Origin of the sequence: Cellulomonas sp. C5510 (assembly GCF_019797765.1) — a bacterium.
Classification (GTDB): domain Bacteria; phylum Actinomycetota; class Actinomycetes; order Actinomycetales; family Cellulomonadaceae; genus Cellulomonas.
On sequence record NZ_CP081862.1, the window covers coordinates 62822 to 84811 of the forward strand.

Annotated in this window: 20 protein-coding genes and 2 riboswitches; of the genes, 14 read left to right on the forward strand and 6 right to left on the reverse strand. The window is 76.4% G+C overall.

Going from position 1 to position 21990, the window contains the following annotated elements:
* Positions 1-180 precede the first annotated feature (180 nt).
* The 3 genes from K5O09_RS00285 to K5O09_RS00295 all read right to left on the reverse strand — a co-directional run bounded on the left by K5O09_RS00285 (position 181) and on the right by K5O09_RS00295 (position 2433).
* The gene (locus K5O09_RS00285; RefSeq protein ID WP_222170930.1) at positions 181-1065 is read right to left on the reverse strand and encodes an SDR family oxidoreductase; all 885 of its coding nucleotides are present in this window, start codon (positions 1063-1065) and stop codon (positions 181-183) included.
* Positions 1066-1189: 124 nt separating this feature from the next.
* Positions 1190-1822 (reverse strand): cation transporter, encoded by a 633-nt coding sequence (locus K5O09_RS00290; protein ID WP_255596427.1) that lies wholly within the window; start codon positions 1820-1822, stop codon positions 1190-1192.
* Between the two features lie 281 nt (positions 1823-2103).
* Positions 2104-2433 carry a helix-turn-helix transcriptional regulator gene (locus K5O09_RS00295; protein ID WP_222170932.1) on the reverse strand — a complete coding sequence of 110 codons (330 nt, stop codon included), beginning with the start codon at positions 2431-2433 and terminating at the stop codon, positions 2104-2106.
* A gap of 58 nt (positions 2434-2491) precedes the next feature.
* Here K5O09_RS00295 and K5O09_RS00300 point away from each other — a divergent pair, with 58 nt between their 5' ends.
* From K5O09_RS00300 to K5O09_RS00340, 9 genes are all read left to right on the forward strand, one after another.
* On the forward strand, positions 2492-3010 hold the full coding sequence (locus K5O09_RS00300; RefSeq protein WP_222170933.1) for a GNAT family N-acetyltransferase: 519 nt from the start codon (positions 2492-2494) through the stop codon (positions 3008-3010).
* Positions 3011-3033: 23 nt separating this feature from the next.
* Positions 3034-3546 (forward strand): low molecular weight protein-tyrosine-phosphatase, encoded by a 513-nt coding sequence (locus K5O09_RS00305; RefSeq protein ID WP_222172481.1) that lies wholly within the window; start codon positions 3034-3036, stop codon positions 3544-3546.
* Between the two features lie 120 nt (positions 3547-3666).
* Positions 3667-4851, forward strand: coding sequence for a pyridoxal phosphate-dependent aminotransferase (locus K5O09_RS00310; protein ID WP_222170934.1), 1185 nt, complete (start codon positions 3667-3669; stop codon positions 4849-4851).
* Positions 4852-4936: 85 nt separating this feature from the next.
* Positions 4937-5308 (forward strand): zf-TFIIB domain-containing protein, encoded by a 372-nt coding sequence (locus K5O09_RS00315; RefSeq protein WP_222170935.1) that lies wholly within the window; start codon positions 4937-4939, stop codon positions 5306-5308.
* Positions 5309-5395: 87 nt separating this feature from the next.
* Positions 5396-6892, forward strand: coding sequence for a lactate dehydrogenase (locus tag K5O09_RS00320; RefSeq protein WP_222170936.1), 1497 nt, complete (start codon positions 5396-5398; stop codon positions 6890-6892).
* A 76-nt stretch (positions 6893-6968) separates the two neighbouring features.
* Positions 6969-7083, forward strand: a riboswitch (glycine riboswitch).
* 212 nt (positions 7084-7295) lie between these two features.
* Positions 7296-10298, forward strand: a complete 3003-nt coding sequence (gcvP, locus tag K5O09_RS00325; RefSeq protein ID WP_222170937.1) for an aminomethyl-transferring glycine dehydrogenase — start codon at positions 7296-7298, stop codon at positions 10296-10298.
* Positions 10299-10321: 23 nt separating this feature from the next.
* Positions 10322-11506: a glycine cleavage system aminomethyltransferase GcvT gene (gene gcvT / locus K5O09_RS00330; protein WP_370635565.1), complete on the forward strand. Its 1185-nt coding sequence runs from the start codon at positions 10322-10324 to the stop codon at positions 11504-11506.
* A 72-nt stretch (positions 11507-11578) separates the two neighbouring features.
* Positions 11579-11950: a glycine cleavage system protein GcvH gene (gcvH, locus tag K5O09_RS00335; protein WP_222170938.1), complete on the forward strand. Its 372-nt coding sequence runs from the start codon at positions 11579-11581 to the stop codon at positions 11948-11950.
* A 247-nt stretch (positions 11951-12197) separates the two neighbouring features.
* Positions 12198-12437, forward strand: coding sequence for a helix-turn-helix transcriptional regulator (locus K5O09_RS00340; protein WP_222170939.1), 240 nt, complete (start codon positions 12198-12200; stop codon positions 12435-12437).
* 23 nt (positions 12438-12460) lie between these two features.
* On the opposite strand, the gene K5O09_RS00345 is transcribed toward K5O09_RS00340, so the two are convergent.
* Positions 12461-13390 carry a LysR family transcriptional regulator gene (locus tag K5O09_RS00345; protein WP_222170940.1) on the reverse strand — a complete coding sequence of 310 codons (930 nt, stop codon included), beginning with the start codon at positions 13388-13390 and terminating at the stop codon, positions 12461-12463.
* 69 nt (positions 13391-13459) lie between these two features.
* Here K5O09_RS00345 and K5O09_RS00350 point away from each other — a divergent pair, with 69 nt between their 5' ends.
* The 3 genes from K5O09_RS00350 to K5O09_RS00360 all read left to right on the forward strand — a co-directional run bounded on the left by K5O09_RS00350 (position 13460) and on the right by K5O09_RS00360 (position 15691).
* Complete coding sequence (locus tag K5O09_RS00350; RefSeq protein ID WP_255595921.1) at positions 13460-14539, forward strand: YeiH family protein; 1080 nt, start codon at positions 13460-13462, stop codon at positions 14537-14539.
* Between the two features lie 94 nt (positions 14540-14633).
* A complete protein-coding gene (locus K5O09_RS00355) occupies positions 14634-15077 on the forward strand; it encodes a (deoxy)nucleoside triphosphate pyrophosphohydrolase (RefSeq protein WP_222170941.1) in 444 nt (147 codons plus the stop codon).
* Between the two features lie 164 nt (positions 15078-15241).
* Positions 15242-15691: an Hsp20/alpha crystallin family protein gene (locus tag K5O09_RS00360; RefSeq protein ID WP_222170942.1), complete on the forward strand. Its 450-nt coding sequence runs from the start codon at positions 15242-15244 to the stop codon at positions 15689-15691.
* A gap of 67 nt (positions 15692-15758) precedes the next feature.
* On the opposite strand, the gene metE is transcribed toward K5O09_RS00360, so the two are convergent.
* A complete protein-coding gene (gene metE, locus K5O09_RS00365; protein ID WP_222170943.1) occupies positions 15759-18110 on the reverse strand; it encodes a 5-methyltetrahydropteroyltriglutamate--homocysteine S-methyltransferase in 2352 nt (783 codons plus the stop codon).
* A gap of 8 nt (positions 18111-18118) precedes the next feature.
* Positions 18119-19168: a methylenetetrahydrofolate reductase gene (locus K5O09_RS00370; RefSeq protein ID WP_222170944.1), complete on the reverse strand. Its 1050-nt coding sequence runs from the start codon at positions 19166-19168 to the stop codon at positions 18119-18121.
* A 6-nt stretch (positions 19169-19174) separates the two neighbouring features.
* A riboswitch (SAM riboswitch) is annotated at positions 19175-19269 on the reverse strand.
* 233 nt (positions 19270-19502) lie between these two features.
* On the opposite strand from K5O09_RS00370, the gene K5O09_RS00375 reads away from it, so the two are divergent.
* Entirely contained in the window at positions 19503-19775 is a 273-nt protein-coding gene (locus K5O09_RS00375; RefSeq protein ID WP_222170945.1) for a hypothetical protein, read from the forward strand.
* Positions 19754-21772 carry a peptidase C14 gene (locus tag K5O09_RS00380; RefSeq protein ID WP_222170946.1) on the forward strand — a complete coding sequence of 673 codons (2019 nt, stop codon included), beginning with the start codon at positions 19754-19756 and terminating at the stop codon, positions 21770-21772. Before K5O09_RS00375 ends, K5O09_RS00380 begins: the two co-directional genes overlap by 22 nt.
* The last annotated feature ends 218 nt before the right edge of the window (positions 21773-21990 follow it).

Below are 21990 nucleotides of genomic sequence, written 5' to 3' on the forward strand. Positions count from 1 at the left end.
CCGGACCGGTGGGGGCGGCGGGCGCTCGGGGGAGGTCGCACGCCGCCCTCGCCCCCGGTCTCGGCCGTGTCGACGGTTCGGATCCGCTCGTGCGGGCGCGCCGGGCGTGTCGGGTCATCCGGATCCGAACGGTCCGTGAGGTGCGGGTGTGTCGGGTCGTGCGGTGGCCCGCCGCAGCGGTCAGGCGCGCAGGTGCTCCCACGCTGCCGGGTTCAGCGTCAGCCACTCGGAGAACGACTGCGCCGGCCGGCCCGCGAGCCGCTTCACGGTGGAGGACGTCGACTCGAGCTCGCCGGCGGCGATCGCCTCGTAGGACGTCACCCAGCCCTCGACCTCCCACGGCTCCGCGCCGTACCCGGCGCGCGAGGCGTACGCCTGCTCGACGGTCTCGGCCTCGTACCGGATCGGTCGCCCGGTCGCGGCGCTCAAGGTCTGCGCAGCCTCCGCGAGCGGGTACGCCGTCGGCCCCGTGACGTCGTAGGCCTGCCCGTCGTGCGCGTGGTCGCGCTCGTCGAGCAGCACGGCCGTCGCGACGTCCGCCACGTCGTCGTGCGCCACCGCGGCGACCCGTCCCTGCCCGGCCGGCCCGCGGATCACGCCGTCCTCGCCGACGAACCGGACGATCGCGTCGTGGTACAGGCAGTCGCGCAGGAACGTGTACCGCAGGCCCGACGCCCGGATGTGCTCCTCGGTGGCCCAGTGGTCGCGGGCGAACGTGAACGTCGCGTCCGGCGCGGCGCCCATGAACGATAGGTAGACCACCCGCTCGACGCCGGCGTCGACCGCGGCGTCCACGGCCGCGCGGTGCTCGGTGACCCGGTCGGCGGACTCGCGGCCCGAGACGAGGAACACGGTGCGGGCGCCGGCGAACGCGGCCCGCATGGACCCGACGTCCAGGTAGCCGGGGCTCAGCGCGATCTCCGTCTCGGTCCCCGGCAGGTGCGGCGCGCGGTCGGGCGACCGGACCACCAGGCGCTGCTGCGCGCCCTCCGCCGCCAGCCGGACGGCGAGCCGCCGGCCGATCCTCCCGGAGGCGCCCGTCACCACGATCAGCCCGTCGTCCATGCCCCGCTCCCTGGTGCCGGCCGGTGCGCCGGCGTCCGCCGGCTGGCAGCGACGGTAGCCGTCGTCATCGACGTCGGCAGGGCGACCCGGCGGCACCGGGGAACCACGGCCGGCATCGGGGTCGTCAGCGACCGGGGGCGCCGGGTGCCCGCTCCCCGCCGACGAGCTCCGCGATCGGCGTCCCGCACGCGTCGCCGTGCCAGGCCTCGACCCCCTCCCGGGCCGCGAAGGCCGCGATGACCAGCGCCGCGACCGGGTCGGCCCACCACCAGCCGAGCGCTGTGTGCAGCAGCAGCCCGGCGAGCAGGGCGGCCGAGAGGTACGAGCAGATGAGCGTCTGGTGGGAGTCGGCGACCGCGGACGCCGAGCCGAGCTCCCGGCCCGTGCGGCGCTCGAACCAGGACAGGCCGGGCATCACGGCGAGGCTGACCGCGGCGAGCGCCAGGCCGACGGCGGAGCGCTCCGGCTCCGCGCCGCCGAGCAGCGTGCGCAGGGCGTCGACCGTCACGAACGCGGCCAGCCCGAGGAACGACAGGGCGATGAGCCGCATCGCGGTCCGCTCGCGCACCTCCGGGTCGGGTGCGGCGAACTGCCAGGCCACCGCGGCGGCCGACAGCACCTCGACGACGGAGTCGAGCCCGAAGGCCACGAGGGCGGACGACGACGCGACGCTGCCCGCGGTCAGCGCGACGACCGCCTCGACGACGTTGTAGGCGATGGTCACGGCGACGACGAGGCGGATCCGGCGGCGCAGCACGGCCGCGCGGGCGGGTCCGGGGGCGCGGCCGTGCGCGGCGGGTGCGGCGTTCGCGTCGAGCGCTTCAGGCGCGTCGAGCGCGCCGGGTGCGGCGGGTGCGTCGAGCCTGCCGGATGCATCGGATGCATCGGATGCATCGGATGCATCGGATGCGCCGGATGCGCCGGATGCGCGAGATGCGCCGGATGCGCGAGATGCGCCGGATGCGCGAGATGCGCCGGATGCGCGAGATGCGCCGGGTGCGGTCGGCCGGGCGGCGTCGTCGGGGAGGGGTGCGGTGCTCATGCGCACGCGCAGTCGGGGCCGCAGCAGGCCGGGTCCACGGCGAGCACCAGCGTGAGCAGGTCGCCGAGCGCGGGCCCCAGGCCGGCGTCCGCGAGCCGGTACCAGGTGCGGCGACCGTCGCGGACGGCGTCGACGAGGCCGCACCCCCGCAGGCAGGCGAGCTGGTTGGACATGACCTGCCGGGAGACGCCGAGGGCCTCCGCGAGGTCCGACGGGCAGGCGGGTGCCTCCCGCAGGGCGAGCAGGACCCGCGTCCGCGTCTCGTCCGACAGGGCGTGCCCCAGCCGGGCGAGCGCCGCGGTGTGCGTGAGGGTGACCGTCTCCACGAGGCCGACAGTACACGGATCGCTGTACCGTCGACGCCGGGGGTGCGACGATGGCGGCGTGCCCCTGTTCGCCGTCGCCGCGCCCGACGCCCACGGCCGCCCGGACCCGGCCGTCGCCGTGCGCGCCGGCCGGGCCGCCGACGCCGGGGGGATCGCCCTCGTGGCCGCCACCCGCGGGCCCCTGCCCGACGGCTTCGCGGCACGGGTCGCCGGCTGGTCCGCCGACCGGGCGCGGCACCTGCTCGTCGCCGAGCGGGAGGGAGCCGTCGTGGGCTGGGCGATGCTGGCACGCTGGGACGGGCACGACGACGTCCCGGACGGCCTCTACGTCTCGGCGCTCACCGTGCACCCGGACCGCCGGCGCACCGGCGCGGGCACCCGGCTGCTCGCGGCGCTGCTCGAGCGCGCCGACGGCGACGTCCGCAGCGTGGTGAACGCGCGCAACACCCCGTCGCTGGCGCTGCACGCCCGGCACGGGTTCACCGAGGCGGGCCGGGCCGCGACGTACGCGGGCATCGAGTTCGAGGGCGGCACGGGCGTGCTGCTGCACCGGCGACGACAGGAGGACGCGACGTGACGGACGGCGGGCGCTACCGCGCGATGACCGTGTGCACCGGCAACATCTGCCGGTCGCCGATGGCCGAGGTGGTGCTGCGCGACCGGCTGGAGGCCGCGGGGCTGGGCGACCGGGTGGTCGTCGACTCCACAGGGGTGAGCGACGAGGAGCACGGCAACCCGATCGACCGCCGGGCCCGTGCCGCGCTCGCGGCCCGGGGGTACCCGGTCCCGGCGCGGCAGGCGCGGCAGGTGCGCGGCTCCGACCTGGCCGAGCGCGACCTGGTGCTCGCCATGACGGCGTCGCACGCGCGGGCGCTGCGGCGGCTCGCCCCGGACGACGAGGCCGCGTCGCGCGTGGTGATGTTCCGGACGTTCGACCCGGCGGCCCCGGCGGTCCGGGACGTGCGCGACGAGCACGCCCTGGACGTCGACGACCCCTGGTACGGCGGGCCGCAGGAGTTCGAGCACTGCCTCGACGAGATCGAGGCGGCGGCCGACGGCGTGGTCGACGCGGTCCGGGCGGCGCTGGACGAGCGGGACGCCGCCCGGGCCTGAGCCCCCGGTCTCGCCGGCGTCGTACCGGGCGAGGCGACCGGGCGGTGCGACCGCGGCCGCCGGCGGGTCGAGCGCCCCGTCGAACGGTGCACCCGAGCACCTCGGGGGCAGGATGGCGGGGTGAAGGTCTCGTCCCGCTCCCACGTGCCCCCGTTCGCCGTGATGGACATCGTCGCGGCCGCGAACGCCCGCCGCGCCGCCGGTCAGTCCGTGCTGAACCTCTGCGTGGGCGAGCCGTCGGCCGGCGCGTCGGACGTCGTGCGGGAGCGGGCCGTGCAGCTGCTCGCCGGCGGGGACCTCGGCTACACGGAGGCCATGGGCTCGCCCGCGCTGCGCGCGGCGATCGCCGGCCACTACCGCTCCTGGTACGACGTCGAGGTCGACCCGGCGCGCGTCGCCGTCACGACGGGGTCGTCCGGCGGGTTCCTGCTGGCCTTCCTCGCCGCGTTCGACGTCGGCGACCGCGTGGCCCTCGCGCGCCCGGGCTACCCGGCGTACAGCAACATCCTCGCCTCGCTGGGCTGCGAGGTGGTCGAGCTGCCGTGCGGGCCGGAGACCCGGTACCAGCCGACGGTCGAGCAGCTCGAGGCGCTGCCGGAGCAGGTCGACGGCCTGGTTGTCGCGGGGCCGGCGAACCCCACCGGCACGCTCGTCGACCGGGCGGCGCTCGACGCGCTCGCCGGCTGGTGCGCGGACCACGGCGTGCGGCTGGTGTCCGACGAGATCTACCACGGCATCACCTACCCGGACGCGGCGGCCGCCGAGCCCGGTCCGGCCGGCGCCCCGACCGCGGCCACCGCCCTGGGGACCGGCGCGGTGGTGGTGAACTCGTTCTCGAAGTTCTGGGCCATGACGGGCTGGCGGCTCGGGTGGCTGCTGCTCCCGGACGACCTGGTGCAGCCGGTCGACGCGCTCGCGGGCAACGTCGCGCTGTGCCCGCCGGCGCTGGCGCAGCACGCGGGCGTCGCCGCGTTCACGCCCGAGGGGTACGCCGCGGCGACCGCGAACGTCGCGCAGTACGCCGCGTCCCGCCGCACCGTCCTGGACCGCCTGCCCGAGCTCGGCTGGGCCCGCGTCGCCCCGGCGGACGGCGCGTTCTACGTGTACGCCGACATCTCCCCGTCGGGGCTCGACTCCCGCGAGTGGTGCCGGCGGCTGCTGGACGAGGCGGGCGTGGCGCTCACGCCCGGCACCGACTTCGACCGCATCGACGGCCACGACTGGGTGCGGCTGTCGTTCGCGTCCGCGCCGGAGGTCGTCGCGGAGGCGGTGGACCGGGTCGTCGCCTGGCAGGCGCGGCTGTAGGGGAGCGCGTCGCCGGAACCGGGCGCGGGGACCGTTCGTTGCCCGGGCAGGACGTGCGCCGACAGGCGCGGGCGAGGAGGTCGACATGAGGTGTCCCACCGACGGGGCGGAGCTGGTGATGGCGGAGCGGCAGGGCGTCGAGATCGACTACTGCCCGTCGTGCCGCGGCATCTGGCTGGACCGCGGGGAGCTCGACAAGATCCTCGACCGCGCCGCCGGCGTGCCTGCGGGTGCTCCGCCGGCCCCCGCCGTCCCTCTGCCCCCCGAGGCCGGGTACGGCGGGTTCCCTCCCGCCCCCGCGCCCCCGGGCCACGGTGACGACCGGCGGTACGACGACCGCTACCGCGACGACCGTCGCGACCCCCGCTACCGCGACGACCGTCGCGACCCCCGCTACCCGTACGGTCGCAAGAAGCGCCGCGAGTCGTGGCTGGGCGACCTGCTCGACTTCGACTGAGCCGCTGGGCCGGCCCCGGGGGCCGCGGAGTGCGGCCGGACGGGCCGCGCAACGCGCCGGACACGTCGCTGACCTAGCCTCGGCCGCGTGGACGTGGCGGTGCTGGGAGCGACGGGGGACGTGGGGCGGCAGGTCTGCGCCCAGCTCATCGAGCGGCGGGTGCTGCCGACGACCTCGCGGCTGCAGCTCGTGGGCCGTCACGGCGGGGCCTCCGGGCGCGCGACGTACGGGCTGCGCGCCGACCTCGTGGACGCCTACGACGAGCACGCCCCGCTGATCGACGTGGCGCTCGACCCGGAGGACGTGGTGGCGGACGTCGTCGTGCTCACGGCGGGCCGCACCGCGCCGGCGCGCGCGGGGGCGAGCACCGACCGGGCGGCGCTCGCGGCCGGGAACCTCGCGGTCTTCGAGTCGTACGCGCGCGCCATCGCGCGGTACGGGTCCGGTCACGAGGTCGTCGTGGTGGTGTCGAACCCGGTCGAGCTCGCGGTCGCCGTCGTCGCGCGCGAGCTCGGGCGGCACCGCGTGATCGGGATGGGCGCGTGGTTGGACACCCTGCGGTTCCGGCGGGAGACGGCTGTGTCCCTGGGCGTGCGACGGCACCGCGTCGGAGGGTTCGTGGCCGGGCAGCACGGGGACGACCTGGTGCCGCTGTGGTCGACCGTGCGGATCAGCGGCCTCGACGTCGAGGAGCGCCGCCGGGCGGTGGCGCGGCTCCGGGGCGGGCGGACGCTCGACGGGTTCGGCGCGGAGATCGAGGCGGCGAAGCAGGAGCTCGCGGTGGTCGGCGCCCACGACGCGGGTCGGGCGTTCGCCCTCGTGGACACCTGGCCGGCGGACCTGCGTGCCGTCGCGCGGCCGTGGCTGACGCACCAGAGCGGGGCGAAGACGGCGTCGGCCACCGCCGCCGCGACCGTCGACCTGGTGGACACGATCCTCGACGGCCGCGAGACGGTGGTGGCCGGGCAGGTGGACCTGGCGGGCGAGGTGAGCGTGGCCGGCCGGCCGGTGCACGGCGTGCTGGGCGTGCCGGTGGTGCTCGGGCCGGAGGGCTGGACGCGGGTGCTGCTGGACGAGCTTCCGCCCGACGAGGAGCGGCGGCTCGCGGCCGTCGCCGGGCGGATCGGTGCGGCGGTGGCGGGCTGGCGGGCGGAGGCGGCGCGCGCCGCGACGTCGACGGGACCGGACGGCGCCGGGCCGGCGGAGACCGGGGCCGCTCCCGACGCGACCGCCCCGGCCGCTCCCGCCGGGACCGACCCGGATCCCGGCGCCGCGGCCGTCGCCCCCGGCACGATGCCCGCCGGGGTGGCAGCCGACGCCTCCGACCCCGACGAGACGCCGTGGACCGCCCACGTCGTGGCGGACCACCGCACCGGGACGATCGCCGCGCTGTCGGCCGTGTTCGCGACGCGCGGGGTGAACTTCGACGCCCTGACCACGGCGTACTCGGCCGGGGACGCCGGCACGGTCGTGATCCGGTTCCGGGCGGACGCCCGCCGGTGCCGGGCCCTGGAGCGTGCGATCGCCCGCCTCGCGGTGGTGCGGTCGGTCGGCGTGGCACCCGCCGGTGACGAGCCGTGCTGACGTCCCGCCGCCGGACGAGGGGGGCGACGCCGGCGCGCCGCGCGGTTACGCTGACCCCACAACTCAACACGCTGCTCGAACCGCGGCGGGAGAGCCCTCCCGCAGGCGCCCGGTGACCCGGGTGCCGCGCGAGGCGCCGAAGGAGCAACCCTCCCCGGGAATCTCTCAGGCCCCCGTACCGCCGTGGCGAGGCAACTCTGGAAAGCGACCGCCCCTGCGCGTCCCCCGACGCGCAGCCGGTCCACCGACGGTGCAAGTCGGCGCGCCCCGGCCCTCACGGGCACGGCGGACCGGCAAAACTCTCAGGTCGCCCGATCCCGCCGCGCGCGGGACGGCGGATGACAGAGCGGGGAGGCCGCGCCACCCGCACGTCCGTCCCCGCCCGCCGACCCGGAGCAGCCGCGTGACCCCTCTCGAGTCCCTCCCGACCGACGTCCGCACCGCCCCCCGGGACGCCGCGCCCGCCGTGCCCGCCGTCACGGACGCCGCGCGCGGCTTCGCGGACCGGCACGTCGGCCCGCGCCCCACCGACACCGACGCCATGCTCCGGCACGTCGGCGACGGGTGGCCGAGCCTGGACGCGCTGGTCGACGCCGCAGTCCCGGCGAGCATCCGCACCGGGCGGCCGCTCGCGCTGCCGGAGGCCCGCGGCGAGTCCGAGGTGCTGGCCGCCCTGCGGTCGATCGCGGACAAGAACACCGTCCTGACGCAGATGATCGGGCTCGGCTACCACGACACGGTGACGCCGCCCGTGATCCGCCGGAACGTGCTGGAGTCCCCCGCCTGGTACACCGCGTACACGCCGTACCAGCCGGAGATCTCCCAGGGCCGGCTGGAGGCGCTGCTGAACTTCCAGACGGTCGTCTCGGACCTCACCGCGCTTCCCGTCGCGAACGCGTCGCTGCTGGACGAGGCGACGGCGGTGGCCGAGGCCGTCGCGCTCATGCACCGCGCGGCGAAGGGCCGCGCGGGCGTCGTCCTCCTGGACGCCGACTGCCTGCCGCAGACGCTCGCCGTGACGCTGGGCCGGGCACAGGCCGCCGGGCTGGCGGTGCGGGTCGCCGACCTGACCGCGGGCCTGCCGGACCTGGGCGACGAGGCGCTGGTCGGCCTGGTGCTGCAGGCCCCGGGCGCGTCGGGCGCCGTGCGCGACCTCGCCCCGCTGGTCGCCGCCGCCAAGGACGCGGGCGCGCTCGTGACCGTCGCCGCGGACCTGCTGTCCCTGACCCTGCTGACGCCGCCCGGGGAGCTCGGCGCGGACATCGCGGTCGGGTCGGCGCAGCGGTTCGGCGTCCCGCTGTTCTACGGCGGGCCGCACGCGGCGTACATGGCCGTGCGCACCGGCCTGGAGCGGTCGCTGCCGGGCCGCCTGGTCGGGGTGTCGGTCGACGCGGACGGCGCACCGGCGTACCGGCTCGCGCTGCAGACCCGTGAGCAGCACATCCGCCGCGAGAAGGCGACGAGCAACATCTGCACCGCGCAGGCGCTGCTGGCGATCGTCGCGTCGATGTACGCCGTCCACCACGGCCCCGACGGGCTGCGGGAGATCGCGGAGCGGGTGCACGCACGCGCCGCGTCGCTGGCCGCGGGCCTGCGCGCCGGCGGGGTCGAGGTGGAGCACGCCGCGTTCTTCGACACGGTGCGCGCCGTCGTCCCGGGCCGCGCCCGCGCGGTCGTCGCGGCGGCCGCCGCCCGCGGCATCAACGTCTGGGCGGCCGACGACGACCATGTGCAGGTGGCCTGCGACGAGGTGACGACCGAGCGGCAAGTCGCGCAGGTGCTCGCGGCGTTCGCCGACGCGGGCCCGCTCGCCCCCGGCACCCCCGCGGCCCCCGACGCGGACCCCGCGATCCCCGGCGCGCTCCGCCGCACCTCCGCGTACCTGACGCACCCGGTGTTCCACCGGTACCGCTCGGAGACCGCGATGCTCCGGTACCTGCGCGCGCTGTCCGACAAGGACCTGGCCCTGGACCGGACGATGATCCCGCTGGGCTCCTGCACGATGAAGCTCAACGCGACGGTCGAGATGGAGGCCATCTCCTGGCCCGGGTTCGCGGGCCTGCACCCGTTCGTCCCGGCCGAGCAGGCCGCCGGCTACGCGGAGCTCATCGGGGACCTGGCCGGCTGGCTCGCGGAGATCACCGGGTACGCGGCGGTCTCGGTGCAGCCGAACGCCGGGTCGCAGGGGGAGTTCGCCGGGCTGCTGGCCATCCGCGGGTACCACGAGGGCCGGCGCGGCGAGGCGCTGGCCGCCGGGGCCGCGCCGGAGGACGTCCCGGTCCGCGACGTCTGCCTCATCCCGGCGTCGGCGCACGGCACGAACGCCGCCTCCGCCGCGCTGGCCGGCATGCGCGTGGTCGTGGTGGCGACCGCCGAGGACGGCTCGGTGCAGCTCGACGACCTGCGGGCGAAGCTCGAGCAGCACGGGCCGCGCGTCGCCGCGATCATGATCACGTACCCCTCGACGCACGGCGTGTACGAGGAGGACGTGCGCGAGGTCTGCGACCTGGTGCACGAGGCCGGCGGCCAGGTCTACATCGACGGGGCGAACCTCAACGCGCTCGTCGGGCTGGCCCGGCCGGGCGAGTTCGGCGGCGACGTCTCGCACCTCAACCTGCACAAGACGTTCTGCATCCCGCACGGCGGCGGCGGCCCGGGCGTCGGCCCGATCGGCGTCGCGGCGCACCTGGTGCCGTACCTCCCGGCCACCGACGTGGTGCTGGGGGAGGGCGCGGCGCTCGCGGGCGGGTCGGCGCCCGCGGTGTCGGCCGCCCCGTTCGGGTCGGCGGGCATCCTGCCGATCTCGTGGGCGTACGTCGCGCTGATGGGCGGCGACGGCCTGCGCCGGGCGACCGAGACCGCGGTGCTGTCCGCGAACTACCTCGCCTCGCGCCTCGCCCCGCACTTCCCCGTCCTGTACACGGGGCCGGCCGGGCTGGTCGCCCACGAGTGCATCCTCGACCTGCGCGGCATCACGAAGCAGACCGGTGTGACCGCCGAGGACGTCGCCAAGCGGCTGATGGACTACGGGTTCCACGCCCCCACGCTGTCGTTCCCGGTCGCGGGGACCCTCATGGTCGAGCCCACCGAGAGCGAGGACCTGGCCGAGCTCGACCGGTTCGTCGACGCCCTGGTCGCGATCCGCGGGGAGATCGACGCGGTGGCCGCGGGGCGCTGGCCGGTGGCGGACTCCCCGCTGCGGAACGCGCCGCACACCGCCGCGGCCGTCACCGCCGACGCGTGGGAGCACCCGTACGGCCGCGAGCTCGCCGCCTACCCGGTCGCGAGCCTGCGCGCCGGCAAGTACTGGCCGCCGGTCCGGCGGATCGACGGCGCCCACGGGGACCGCAACCTCGTGTGCTCCTGCCCGCCCGTCGAGGCCTACGCCGAGGGAGAGACCCTGTGACCGACCCGACCACCCCGCCCGTCGTGCCGGACCTGCCCGTGGTGGAGGCCCCGGCCACGGACGCCGCCGGCGACACGGTCCTGTCGCCGCTGCACGCGGAGCACGAGGCGCTCGGCGCGACCATGACGCCCTTCGCCGGCTGGATGATGCCGCTGCGGTACGCCGGTGACCTCGCCGAGCACCAGGCGGTGCGTACCGCGGCGGGGCTGTTCGACCTGTCGCACATGGGCGAGCTCCACGTCGACGGCCCGGGCGCGGGTGCCGGCCTGGACCGCGCACTCGTCGGGAACATCTCCGGGCTCGCGGTCGGCCGGGCGCGCTACACGATGATCACGGCGGAGGACGGCGGCATCCTCGACGACCTCATCGTCTACCGGCTCGCGGACGAGTCGTTCCTCGTCGTCGCGAACGCCGCCAACGTCGCCGTCGTGCGCGACGAGCTCGCCGGACGGCTCACCGGCGCGGACGCGTCGCTGACCGACCGCACCCTCGAGACCGCGCTGGTCGCGGTGCAGGGTCCGCGCGCGGCCGAGATCGTCACCGGGCTCGTCGCGGACCCGGACGAGGCTGCAGCCGTGCGCGACGTCCGGTACTACGCCGCCGTGCGGGCGACGGTCGACGGCGTGCCCGCGCTCGTCGCGCGCACCGGGTACACCGGCGAGGACGGCTTCGAGCTGTTCGTCCCGGCGGACGCGGCGCCCGGCCTGTGGCGGGACCTGCTCGAGGCGGGGCGCCCCGTCGGCCTGGTGCCCGCCGGCCTCTCGGCCCGCGACAGTCTGCGGCTCGAGGCCGGCATGCCCCTGTACGGCAACGAGCTGGACCGCACGACGACCCCGCACGACGCCGGGCTGGGGCGGGTCGTGCGCCTCGACAAGACGACCCCGGACGGCGAGCCGCTGCCGTTCGTCGGGCGCGAGGCGCTCGCCGCCCGCGCCCACGCGACGCCGTCCCGGGTGCTCGTCGGGCTGATTGGCCTCGGTCGCCGCGCCGCCCGCCACGGCCACGAGGTCCTCACCGGCACCGACCCGGGCGCCGCGACGGTCGGCCGGGTGACGTCCGGCGCACCGTCGCCGACCCTCGGCACGCCCATCGCGATGGCGTACGTCACCCCGGAGGTCTCGGCCCCCGGAACCGAGCTGGCGGTCGACGTCCGCGGGCGCCGCGAGCCCGTCCGGGTGGTCGAGCTGCCGTTCTACCGTCGCTCCTGACCACATCCGCCGGAGCACCTCCGGCCCCCGCACGTCCCGCACCGTCCCCGACACCCGACCCGGAGAGCACCCATGAGCGACGTCCCCGCGACCCTGCAGTACACCGCCGAGCACGAGTGGATCGACGGCGAGGCCCCGGCCACGGTCGGCATCACGAAGAACGCCGCGGACGCGCTCGGCGACATCGTGTACCTGGAGCTGCCGACGGTCGGCAGCGAGATCGCGGCCGGCGCCGTCGTGGGCGAGGTCGAGTCCACCAAGTCGGTGTCGGAGCTGTTCTCCCCCGTGTCCGGGACCGTGGTCGAGGTGAACCAGGCGGCGGTGGACGAGCCCTCGGTCGTCAACGCCGACCCGTACGGTGAGGGGTGGCTGTTCCGGGTGGACGTCACGGGCACCGGGGCGCTGCTGTCGGCCGAGGAGTACGCCGCCTCGATCACGGACTGAGACGGGGCCAGGAGGGGCGCTAGGCCGTTCGGGTGGTTCTGGTCCGACCGGGTGGGAATCGTTTCCCGGCCGAGTGACCTGGGACTTCGGTCCTATCACATGACCCGTTCGTACGTACATCGCCGACGCGCCGGGCCGTCGGGTGAGAACCGAACTGCGATCGCGACCGCCACACTTGCCGATCAACCGGGAGTCGGCAGCCGGGAACCCCCAGCAGCCGGTACTCGTCCCTCACCCGGAGGTCATCATGGCCACTCTCGAGCTCGCCCCCACCACGGCGATCAGCATCCTCGGCGAGCCGCTCACCACCCGTGAGCGCGTCGTCCTCGCGGAGCTCAGCGAGGACGTGACCCTCGAGGACATCGCGCGCCGCCTCTTCGTCACCCGGAACACCGTGAAGTCCCAGGTGCGGTCGGTCTACCGCAAGATCGGCGTCTCCACGCGCGCCGAGGCGGTGGCCTGGGCGCACGCCGCCGGCATCCGCTGACCTCCGCGCCGCGCCGGGCCGGGTCAGGCGCCCGCCCGGCGGCGGGCCTCCCGGAGCACGTGCTCGGCGAGGTCCCGCGCCGCGGTCGACGGCCGCCGGGAGCGTGCCCACACGACGCGCAGGGTCCGTCGTAGGTCGACCCCCTCGACGGGCACGACCCTCAGGTCGCCGCGCGCGATCTCGTCGGCGACGGTCAGCCGGGACAGCACCGCGGCGGGGCCGCCACCTCGGACGACGTTCTTCACCGCGGACGTCGACCCGAGCTGGGCGGGCGACCCGGCGAGCGCGTGCCCCGAGGCGGCCAGCGCCCGCTCCAGCACGGCGCGGGTCCCGGAGCCCGCCTCCCGCACCGCCAGCGGCGCGGACGCGAGCTCCTCCGCGGTGAGCGGCCGACGTCGGCGCGCCCAGGGGTGCCCGGGTGCCACGACGACGACCAGCTCGTCCTCGCCCAGCGCCCGCGCCTCCAGGCCGTCCTCGACGTCCGGCCCCTCCACGAACCCGAGGTCCGCGCGGCCGTGCAGCACCGCGTCCATGACGTCCCTCGAGTTGGCCACGACGAGGTCGACGACGGGCGATCCCGCGGGCCGGGACGCCAGCCAGCCGGGCACCAGGTACTCCGCGACGCTCAGGCTCGCCGCCACCCGCACGCGACCCTGCTGCGCGGTCCGCAGGGCCACCACCTCGCGCTCGAGGGCGTCCGAGGCGGCGAGCACGTCGCGGGCGCGCGCGAGCAGCGCGACCCCCGCGGGCGTCAGCCGGGTGCCGGACGCGGAGCGGGTGAGCAGCGTCAGGCCCGTCTGCCGCTCCAGGCGGCGCAGTCCCGTGCTGACGGACGGCTGGGCGAGGCCCAGGGCGCGGGCGGCGGCCGAGAGGGAGCCGTGCGCGTCGACCGCGTCGAGCAGCTCGAGCGCGCCCAGCGGCGCACGGCGACCCGCAGCCGGAGCATCATCCATAGCCTCAGGCTAGAGGGTGCGAGCGAGCTCGACGTTCCGCGGGACGGCCCGGGGTCGGATCGTGGAGGCGTGACCCGACCGCAGCCCACCGACCGCCCCGCGCTCGCCGATCCCCGGGCCGCCGCGTCCCCGGCGACGACCGGGGGCCCGCCCGCCTCGTCCCTCGCCGCCGCACGCCGCCTGGCGCCGGGGATCGCCGCGGCGGTGGCCGTCGCCGCGCTCTGCGTCGGCCTGACCACGGTCGTCCCCGTGCTGCCGGGCCTGCTCGTCGCGATCGCCCTCGGCGCCGTCGCCCGTTCGGCGGGTGCCGTCCCGGCATCCCTCGAGCCCGGGCTCGCCTGGACGAGCCGCCGCCTCCTGCGGGCCGGCGTGGTCCTGCTCGGCCTCCAGCTGTCCCTGGGCGATCTGCTGGGCCTCGGCGCCCGCGAGGTCGCGGTCCTGCTCGTCACCGTCGCGGCGACCTTCTCCGCGACGCTGTGGCTCGGCCCGCGCCTCGGCGTCGGCCGCGCCCTGACCCTGCTGGTGGCGACCGGCTTCTCGATCTGCGGTGCCGCTGCCGTCGCGGGCATGAGCCCCGTCGCCGATGCCGACGAGGAGGACGTCGCGACCGCCGTCGCCCTGGTCACCGTGTACGGGAGCCTCGCGATCGTCGCGCTGCCGCTGCTCGCGGGCGTGCTGGGGCTGACCGACCGCACCGCAGGGCTCTGGGCCGGGATGTCCGTGCACGAGGTCGCCCAGGTCGTCGCCGCCGCGGGCACCGTGTCCGCCGCCGCGCTCGCGGTCGCCGTGGTCGCGAAGCTCGCGCGCGTCCTGCTGCTCGCGCCGCTCGTCGCCGGTGTCGGCGTCGTCCGCCGCCGTGCCGGGGGTGCCGTCGCGGGACCCGGCCGTCGCGCGCCGCTCGTCCCGCTGTTCGTCGCGGGGTTCGTCGTGGCCGTGCTGGTGCGGTCCGCCGGCCTCGTCCCCGACGCGGTCCTGCCGGCGGTGAAGCCCGTGACGACCCTCGCGCTCGGCGCCGCGATGACCGCCCTCGGCACGCAGATCCACGTCGGGCGCCTGGTCCGCACCGGCGGACGGCCCCTCGCGCTCGGCGCGGCGTCGACCGTCGTCGCCGCTGCCGTCAGCCTCGGCGGCCTGCTGCTGGTGGGGTGATCGGGGGCACCTCCGGCTCGCGGAGGGCAGCCGCGGCTCCGACCACGTCCGTGCCACCGCGGGTCCGTCGACCCGGGCCTGGCAGGATCGGCGCATGACCCCGCCCGTGCTCGTCGTCGCCGCGGCGCTCGTCGACGACCTCGACGACCCGCGCGCGCTGCTGGCCGCCCGGCGCCGGTCGCCCGTGAGCCTGGCGGGGCGCTGGGAGTTCCCGGGCGGCAAGGTGGAGCCGGGCGAGGAGCCCGAGGCGGCGCTGCACCGGGAGCTGCGCGAGGAGCTCGGCGTGACGGTCGAGCTGGGGACGGAGCTGGCCGGGCCGGACGAGGGGTGCTGGCGGCTGACCGACCGGTACACGATGCGGCTGTGGCTGGCACGGGTCGACGCGGGCGAGCCGGAGCCGCTGGTGGAGCACGACGAGCTCCGGTGGCTGCGCCGCGGGGAGTGGCTGACGGTGCCGTGGCTGGACGCCGACGTGCGGATCGTGTCTGCGCTGGCGGCGGCCACCGAGGGGGCCGGTCGCCTCCCGACCGTGCCCTGACCTGGGAGTTCATCTGTTGGCGAACGAGCCGCGACAGGGTTAGCACTCCCGGTGCCCGAGTGCTAGAACAGGAGCTGTAGCCCCTTCCGGCGGGTGTGCCCGCCGGAGCAGCGCGATGGCCCCGGACCGGCCGGGGCCCGTCGGAGACGAGGAGGTGACGGGCTGTGGCTACGCGATTCGACCCGTTCCAGGAGATGGACCGGCTCATGGGCCAGGTGCTCGGCTCGCAGCGCGCGGCGGCGTCGATGCCGATGGACCTGTACCGCGCCGGTGACCACTACGTCCTGCACGTCGACCTGCCGGGCGCCGACCCGGGCTCGATCGACGTGAGCGTGGACGACCGCACCCTGACCATCCGCGCGCAGCGCACGGCACGCACGGAGGACGGCGTGCAGTGGCTCGCCAAGGAGCGCCCGGTCGGCACCTACGCCCGCCAGCTGACGGTCGGCCGCGGGCTCGACCTGGACGCCATCCACGCGTCGTACGCCGACGGCGTCCTGACGCTGACCATCCCGGTGGCCGAGGAGGCCAAGCCGCGGCGCATCGAGGTCCGGACCGGTGAGACACCGGCGACCATCGAGGCCACGGCCGACGCCCAGCACGCGGACGCCTGACGCCCGCACACCGGCGCCCCGGTCCCGTCACGGGACCGGGGCGCCGTGCTGCGGGGGCGCCCGCGGATCAGGCCGTCGTCGGCACGGACAGCGCGGCGCGCACAGCGCGGGTGGCCGCCAGCACGTGCTCGAGCGACGGCGTGACCTCGGCGTAGCCCCGGGTCTTGAGGCCGCAGTCGGGGTTCACCCAGAGCTGCGCGGGGTCGATCGCCCGGACCGCCTCGGTGAGCAGCTCGGTGACCTCGGCCTCGCTCGGCACCCGCGGGGAGTGGATGTCCCAGACGCCCGGGCCGATCCCGCGGGGGTAGCCCTCCGCGGCGATGTCCCCGAGGATCTCCATCTTCGAGCGCGCGGCCTCGATGGACGTGACGTCCGCGTCGAGCCCGTCGATCGCCCCGATGACCTCGCCGAACTCCGAGTAGCACAGGTGGGTGTGGATCTGGGTGTCCGGGCGGACGCCCGACGTGGCGAGGCGGAACGACCGCACCGACCAGTCGAGGTACGCCGCGTGGTCCGCCGCCCGCAGGGGGAGCAGCTCCCGCAGCGCCGGCTCGTCGACCTGCACGACCGCGGTGCCGGCGGCCTCCAGGTCGGCGATCTCGTCCCGCAGCGCCAGCGCCACCTGGTTCGCAGTGTCGGCCAGCGGCTGGTCGTCCCGCACGAACGACCACGCGAGGATCGTGACCGGCCCGGTGAGCATGCCCTTGACCGGCTTCGCGGTCAGGGACTGCGCGTACGTCGTCCACGGCACCGTGATGGGCGCCGGGCGGGCGACGTCGCCCCACAGGACGGACGGGCGCGTGCAGCGGGAGCCGTACGACTGCACCCAGCCGTTCTGCGTGACGGCGAACCCGTCGAGGTTCTCGGCGAAGTACTGCACCATGTCGTTCCGCTCGGCCTCGCCGTGCACGAGGACGTCCAGGCCGATCTGCTCCTGGAGCTCGACGACGTGGCGGATCTCCGCCCGCATGGCGTCCTCGTACTGCGCGGCCGTCAGCTCCCCGCGGGCGGACGCGGCGCGCGCCACCCGGATCTCCGGCGTCTGCGGGAACGAGCCGATGGTGGTCGTCGGCAGCACGGGCAGGCGCAGGCGCGCGGTCTGGGCGGCCTGCCGCTCCGCGAAGTCGCCGCGGCGGAACGCGTCCTCCGGCAGCGCCGCGAGCCGGTCCCGCACGTCGCGGCGCACCACGCCCGGCGCCTGGGCGCGGCTGCGGCGCGCGTCAGCGGCGGCGAGCAGCTCGGCGTGCACGGCCTCACGGCCCTCGCGCAGCCCGGTCGCGAGCGTGACGACCTCGCCGACCTTCTGGTCGGCGAACGCCAGCCAGGACCGCAGCGTCGGGTCGAGCGCCGGCTCGTCGTCGACGTCGTGCGGCACGTGGAACAGCGAGGTGGACGTCGCGACGGAGACCTGCGCGGCGCCCAGCGTCTCGAGTCCCTCCAGCGTCGCCAGCGCGGCGTCGAGGTCGGCGCGCCAGATGTTGTGCCCGTCGACCACGCCGCCGACCAGCAGCTTCGACCCGAGCCCGGGGACGTCGCCCGCCGGGGCCGCGCCGCGCACCAGGTCGAGCGCGAGGCCGTCGACGTCGGACGCGGCGAGCACGGGCAGCGCGTCGCCGAGGTCGCCGTAGGGCGCCGCCACGAGCAGGGCGGGGCGCTCGGACGCGGGGAGGTCCGTGGCGAGGGCGCGGTACGCGTCCGCCGCGGCGGCGAGCAGCCGGTCCGCGGGCACCCCCGTCGAGTCCGACACCAGCGCGGGCTCGTCCAGCTGCACCCACGTCGCCCCCGCCGCGGCGAGGTCCCGCAGCAGCGCCGCGTAGACGGGCAGCACGTCCGGCAGCCGGTCGATCGGCAGGAAGTCCTCCGGGGAGCCCTCCGCCGGCTTCGACAGCGCCAGGAACGTGACCGGGCCGACGAGGACCGGCCGGGTCAGGACGCCCTCCTCGAGGCCCTCCGCGAGCTCGCGGACCGGGCGGTCACCCGCGTAGCGGAACGCCGTCGTCGGGCCGATCTCCGGCACCAGGTAGTGGTAGTTCGAGTCGAACCACTTCGTCATCTCGAGCGGCAGGTCGGCGCCGCGGCCGCGCGCGACCGTCGAGTACCCCGCGAGGTCCAGGCCGCCGTCGGCGGTGAGCAGGTCCGCGAACCGCTCCGGCACGGCGCCGAGCACCGCGGCGGTGTCGAGCACGTGGTCGTAGAACGAGAACGCGCTCGGGATGGCCGGCAGCCGGGTGTCGAGCCCGAGGCCCGCGAGCCGCTCGCGGGTGCGGCGGCGCAGCCCGGCGGCGGTCGCCTCCAGCTCGTCGGCGGTCGTGCGGCCGGCCCAGAACGCCTCGATGGCCTTCTTGAGCTCGCGGCGCGGCCCGATCCGGGGGTAGCCCAGGACGGTGCCGGCGGGGAACGGGTGGGTCAGGTGGGTCATCTCTCGCCTCAGGTGGTCGGGACGGGGGTCGGGGTCGAGGGCGCGCCGGTCGCGACCCGGCTGTGCGCCCGGGGTGCGTCGCCGCCCAGGCCCGCGCCCTCGAGCAGGTCGAGCGCCGGGCCGTGCTGGTTGAACGTGTAGAGGTGGACGCCGGGCGCGCCGCCGTCGAGCACCCGGGCGACCAGGTCCACGCCGAGGCGCGTGCCCGCCCGGTGCCGCCGGGCGACCTCCGCGGGGTCGTCCGGGTCGAAGGCGTCGAGCACCTCGAGGACGGACGCGGGCACGGCCACGCCGGTGAGCTGCTGCACGCGCCGCAGCCGGGCGGGGTCGGTCGTGGGGATGATCCCCGGGACCACCGGGATCGTGACGCCGGCGTCCCGCGCCAGGGCGACCAGCTCCGCGTACGACTCGGCGTCGTAGAACACCTGGGTGATCGCGAAGTCCGCGCCGGCCTGCTGCTTGGCGAGCAGCGCCGCGACGTCCTGCTCGCGGGTGCTTCCGGACCCGGCGTTGCCGCGCGGGAACGCCGCGACCGCGACGGACAGCGGCCGGGTCGCGGCACGGACCGCCTGCGCCGGGCTGGACGCGCACCGCCGCGCCTCGACCTCCCGCAGCAGCGCCACCAGGGCGCTCGCGGTCGGCAGCCCGTCGGGGTGCGGCGCCCACGACCCGTCGGCGGGCGGGTCGCCGCGCAGGGCCAGGAACGCGCGCACGCCCTCGTCGAGGAACTCCTCGACCGTCCGCTCCAGCTCGTCGCGGGACGTCGCGACGCAGGTCAGGTGCGCGATCGGGGTCAGGGACGTCTCGCGGAGCAGGCGCCGCACCAGCGCGCGCGTGGTCTGCCGGGTGCTGCCCGACGCCCCGTAGGTCACCGACACGAAGTCGGGCCGCGCGCCGGCGAGGTGGCGGACGGTCTCCCACAGCCGCGGGGCGGCGTCGGGGTTCCGCGGCGGGAACAGCTCGAACGACACCGTGGGCCGGTCGACGGCACCCAGGCCGTCGGACACGACGTCGTCGCCGGCCGGCGGGACGGGTGCGGGTGCAGGGGTGCCGCTCATCGCTTCGCTCCATCGATCCTGGCGGAAGCACCCTCACCCTCTCGCGAGGGGGGTTGCTGCGACGTCGACGAGCCAGGTCTCTCGGTCGCTCTGGATGGTGCCGCCACGATAGGACGCGCCGGGCCCGCCGTCCACTGCCCCTGACGCGTCACCGACCGGGTCGGCGCCGGGCCGTTGACACCCTCTCCGGGACGGTCCTACGTTCGGCTGGTCGCGGCGCCCACCGGCACGAAGCCGCGGCTGCCCGGAACGGGCGCTCCGCCACCGCACCACCCGCACGCCTCCCGGCACCTCCCACGGACAGTCCGCACCGACTCGTCCTGGAGGTCCTCGCATGCGCACCACCCCCGACGACACCGTCGCTCCCGACCCGTCCGCCACCGACCCGGGCGCTACCGACCCGGGCGCCGACCCGGGCCCGGCGCCCGCGCCCGCCCGCGCGTCCCGCCGCGCGCTCCTGCGCACCGGAGGGGCCGGCCTCCTGGCGTCGGCCGTCGCGCTCGGCGCGGCCCGGACGGCGTCCGCCGCCTCCCCGGTCGCCGCGGGCCCGCGCCGGCCGGCGCGGGCGCCCGCACCACCGGCACCGTGGCCACGGTCGCCGACCTGAAGCGTCTCCAGCCCACCGCGGGCGCCGTCGTCCTCGTCGCGGGGTACGCCGCGCCGGGCGACGGCGGCGGGATGGTGACCCGGTGGGACGCCGCCGCCACCGCGGACGCGAACGGTGGCACGGTGATCGCCTCGGAGCGACGGTCGCGCGGCCGCTGGCTGCTCGTCCACGACGGCGTGCTCGACTTCCGGCAGCTCGGCGTCCTGGACGCGAGCACGCCGGCGGACGACGCGCTCGACGCGATGGTCGGCGACCCGGCGGTGCACCGCATCGAGGCGCACACGGACCTCACCTTCACCCGCCGGCACCGGTTCACCCGGTCCGACCTCGTGCTCGACTTCGGCGGGCACCTGGTGACGACCGAGGGAATCGAGCCCGCCGCGGCCAACGACCCGTTCGCGGCGGTGATGTTCTTCCGGGGGACCGTGACCGACCACGTCGTGACCTCGACGCTGCCGGATGCGCTGCCGGAGCTCGTCGACATCGTGCCGGTGCCCGACTCCGGGGCGTTCGCGGTGGGGGACTGGTACGCCGTGCAGACGGACACCCGGCCCGGGGGCGGCAGCGCCGAGCGCGAGCTGATGTACCTGGTGCAGGTGACGCAGGTGGTCGACGCCACGCACGTGCGGCTCGGCTACAAGACGGGCTGGCCGCTGGCGGCGGGCCGGGTGCTGACGTTCACGCGCGTCGAGCCGGTCCAGCGCGTGACGGTGCAGCGGATGCGGTTCCGCGGGACCGGGACGGACCAGGTGTCGGGCTCGCACCCGGTGGCCTTCGAGTACGCGACGCACTGCGACGTGCACCAGGTCGCCGCGGAGCGCACGTTCTGGCCCGTGGTGATGCGGCGGTGGAACACGTCGTACGTGACGTCGCAGTGCTCCCTGGCCAACCCGGTGAGCGTGACGCTCGGCGGCGCGGGCTACCTCACCCAGCAGATCTCCTGCCTGTACGCGCACGTGGTGGACTGCCGGACCTCGAACGCCCGGCACCTCAACGACTTCACCTGCGCGGCGTACTCGACCGTGGAGAACTGCCACGGCGACGGCGACGTGCAGGGTCCCTTCGTCACGCACGGGCAGTACGAGCACGACCTGACCTACATCGGGAACTCCGGGCTGATGACCTTCGCCAACTCGGGCGCGACCTGGGGCGGGCGCGCCAAGCGGGTGACGGTGCGGCAGCAGGTGGCCGCGCTGTTCTTCGCCCGGGTCGGCGTCGTCGACCTGACGCTGGAGGACTGCCAGGTGGTGCGCGACCCGAGCATGCCGGACTACCCGTCGTGGATGTGGGTGAACGCGGACGGCCTCCAGATGCGCGGGTGCCGGGTCGACGGGCGGTTCCAGCTCTCGCAGGCCACGGACCTGTCCGCACGCCCCACGGTGATCGAGGACTGCGTGATCGGCCTGGCGGACCAGCTGGCGTCGATGCCGTTCGTGGCCGCGAACGTCTCCACGCCGGTGCACCTGGTGCGGACGACGATCACGGGCCTGGACGGCGGCACGACCCTGTTCTCCGGGACCGGCCCGCTCATCCTGACGGGCTGCACGCTCCAGGGCTCCGAGGGTGGCGCGGCGCTCACCGTGGCGTCGTCCCGCCTGGTGCTGGACGGGACCGAGCTGGCCGGCACCGGGGTCCTGCTGGCCGGGACCGGGGATCAGGCGCTCGAGGTGACCGGCGGCACGCGGGCGACGGGGGCCCCGGCGTCGGGTGTGGTGTTCGGGCGGGCCGCGACCGGCGGGACCCTGTCGTGGTCGTTCGACGGGTACACCGGGGTCGCCGGCGGGGACGCGGTCGCGCACGTCGCGCTCACGGGCGGGAGCAACCACTACCGCGCGACCGGCTCGACGTTCGAGGGAGGTCGGCTGGAGCTCGCCGACGCGGCGTTCGGGCCCGGGTCGTCGCTGCTGCACACGGCCAACGTGGAGCGCGGCGTGACCCGGACGGCGCTCCCGGCGACGGGGGACCGCGTCCTGTCGGACGGCAACCTGGTGGCCTGATGCTCTACGTTCGGCAATGCCGAACAGCGGCAGGCTTTACAGAACCGTAACGCCCAGGCCTTGCCGCCGACCCGGTCGCGCGCTTCAATGAACTGTCCGTTCGGTTGTGCCGAATGGCGTTTGGAAAGTGCTCGTGGCGGAGCGCAAGGCAGCACGTGGGGCCGCGGCCGGGCTGGACCGCACCCCTGGAGGGCAGCACCCCGACCGGGTGCTGCCCT

Bases quoted from the DNA above. Each gene is read 5' to 3' on its own strand.
- K5O09_RS00285 (WP_222170930.1), bottom strand. From the start codon at position 1,065: ATGGACGACGGGCTGATCGTGGTGACGGGCGCCTCCGGGAGGATCGGC.
- K5O09_RS00305 (WP_222172481.1), top strand. From the start codon at position 3,034: ATGACCGTGTGCACCGGCAACATCTGCCGGTCGCCGATGGCCGAGGTG.
- K5O09_RS00315 (WP_222170935.1), top strand. From the start codon at position 4,937: ATGAGGTGTCCCACCGACGGGGCGGAGCTGGTGATGGCGGAGCGGCAG.
- gcvH (WP_222170938.1), top strand. From the start codon at position 11,579: ATGAGCGACGTCCCCGCGACCCTGCAGTACACCGCCGAGCACGAGTGG.
- K5O09_RS00340 (WP_222170939.1), top strand. From the start codon at position 12,198: ATGGCCACTCTCGAGCTCGCCCCCACCACGGCGATCAGCATCCTCGGC.
- K5O09_RS00345 (WP_222170940.1), bottom strand. From the start codon at position 13,390: ATGGATGATGCTCCGGCTGCGGGTCGCCGTGCGCCGCTGGGCGCGCTC.
- K5O09_RS00355 (WP_222170941.1), top strand. From the start codon at position 14,634: ATGACCCCGCCCGTGCTCGTCGTCGCCGCGGCGCTCGTCGACGACCTC.
- metE (WP_222170943.1), bottom strand. From the start codon at position 18,110: ATGACCCACCTGACCCACCCGTTCCCCGCCGGCACCGTCCTGGGCTAC.
- K5O09_RS00370 (WP_222170944.1), bottom strand. From the start codon at position 19,168: ATGAGCGGCACCCCTGCACCCGCACCCGTCCCGCCGGCCGGCGACGAC.
- K5O09_RS00375 (WP_222170945.1), top strand. From the start codon at position 19,503: ATGCGCACCACCCCCGACGACACCGTCGCTCCCGACCCGTCCGCCACC.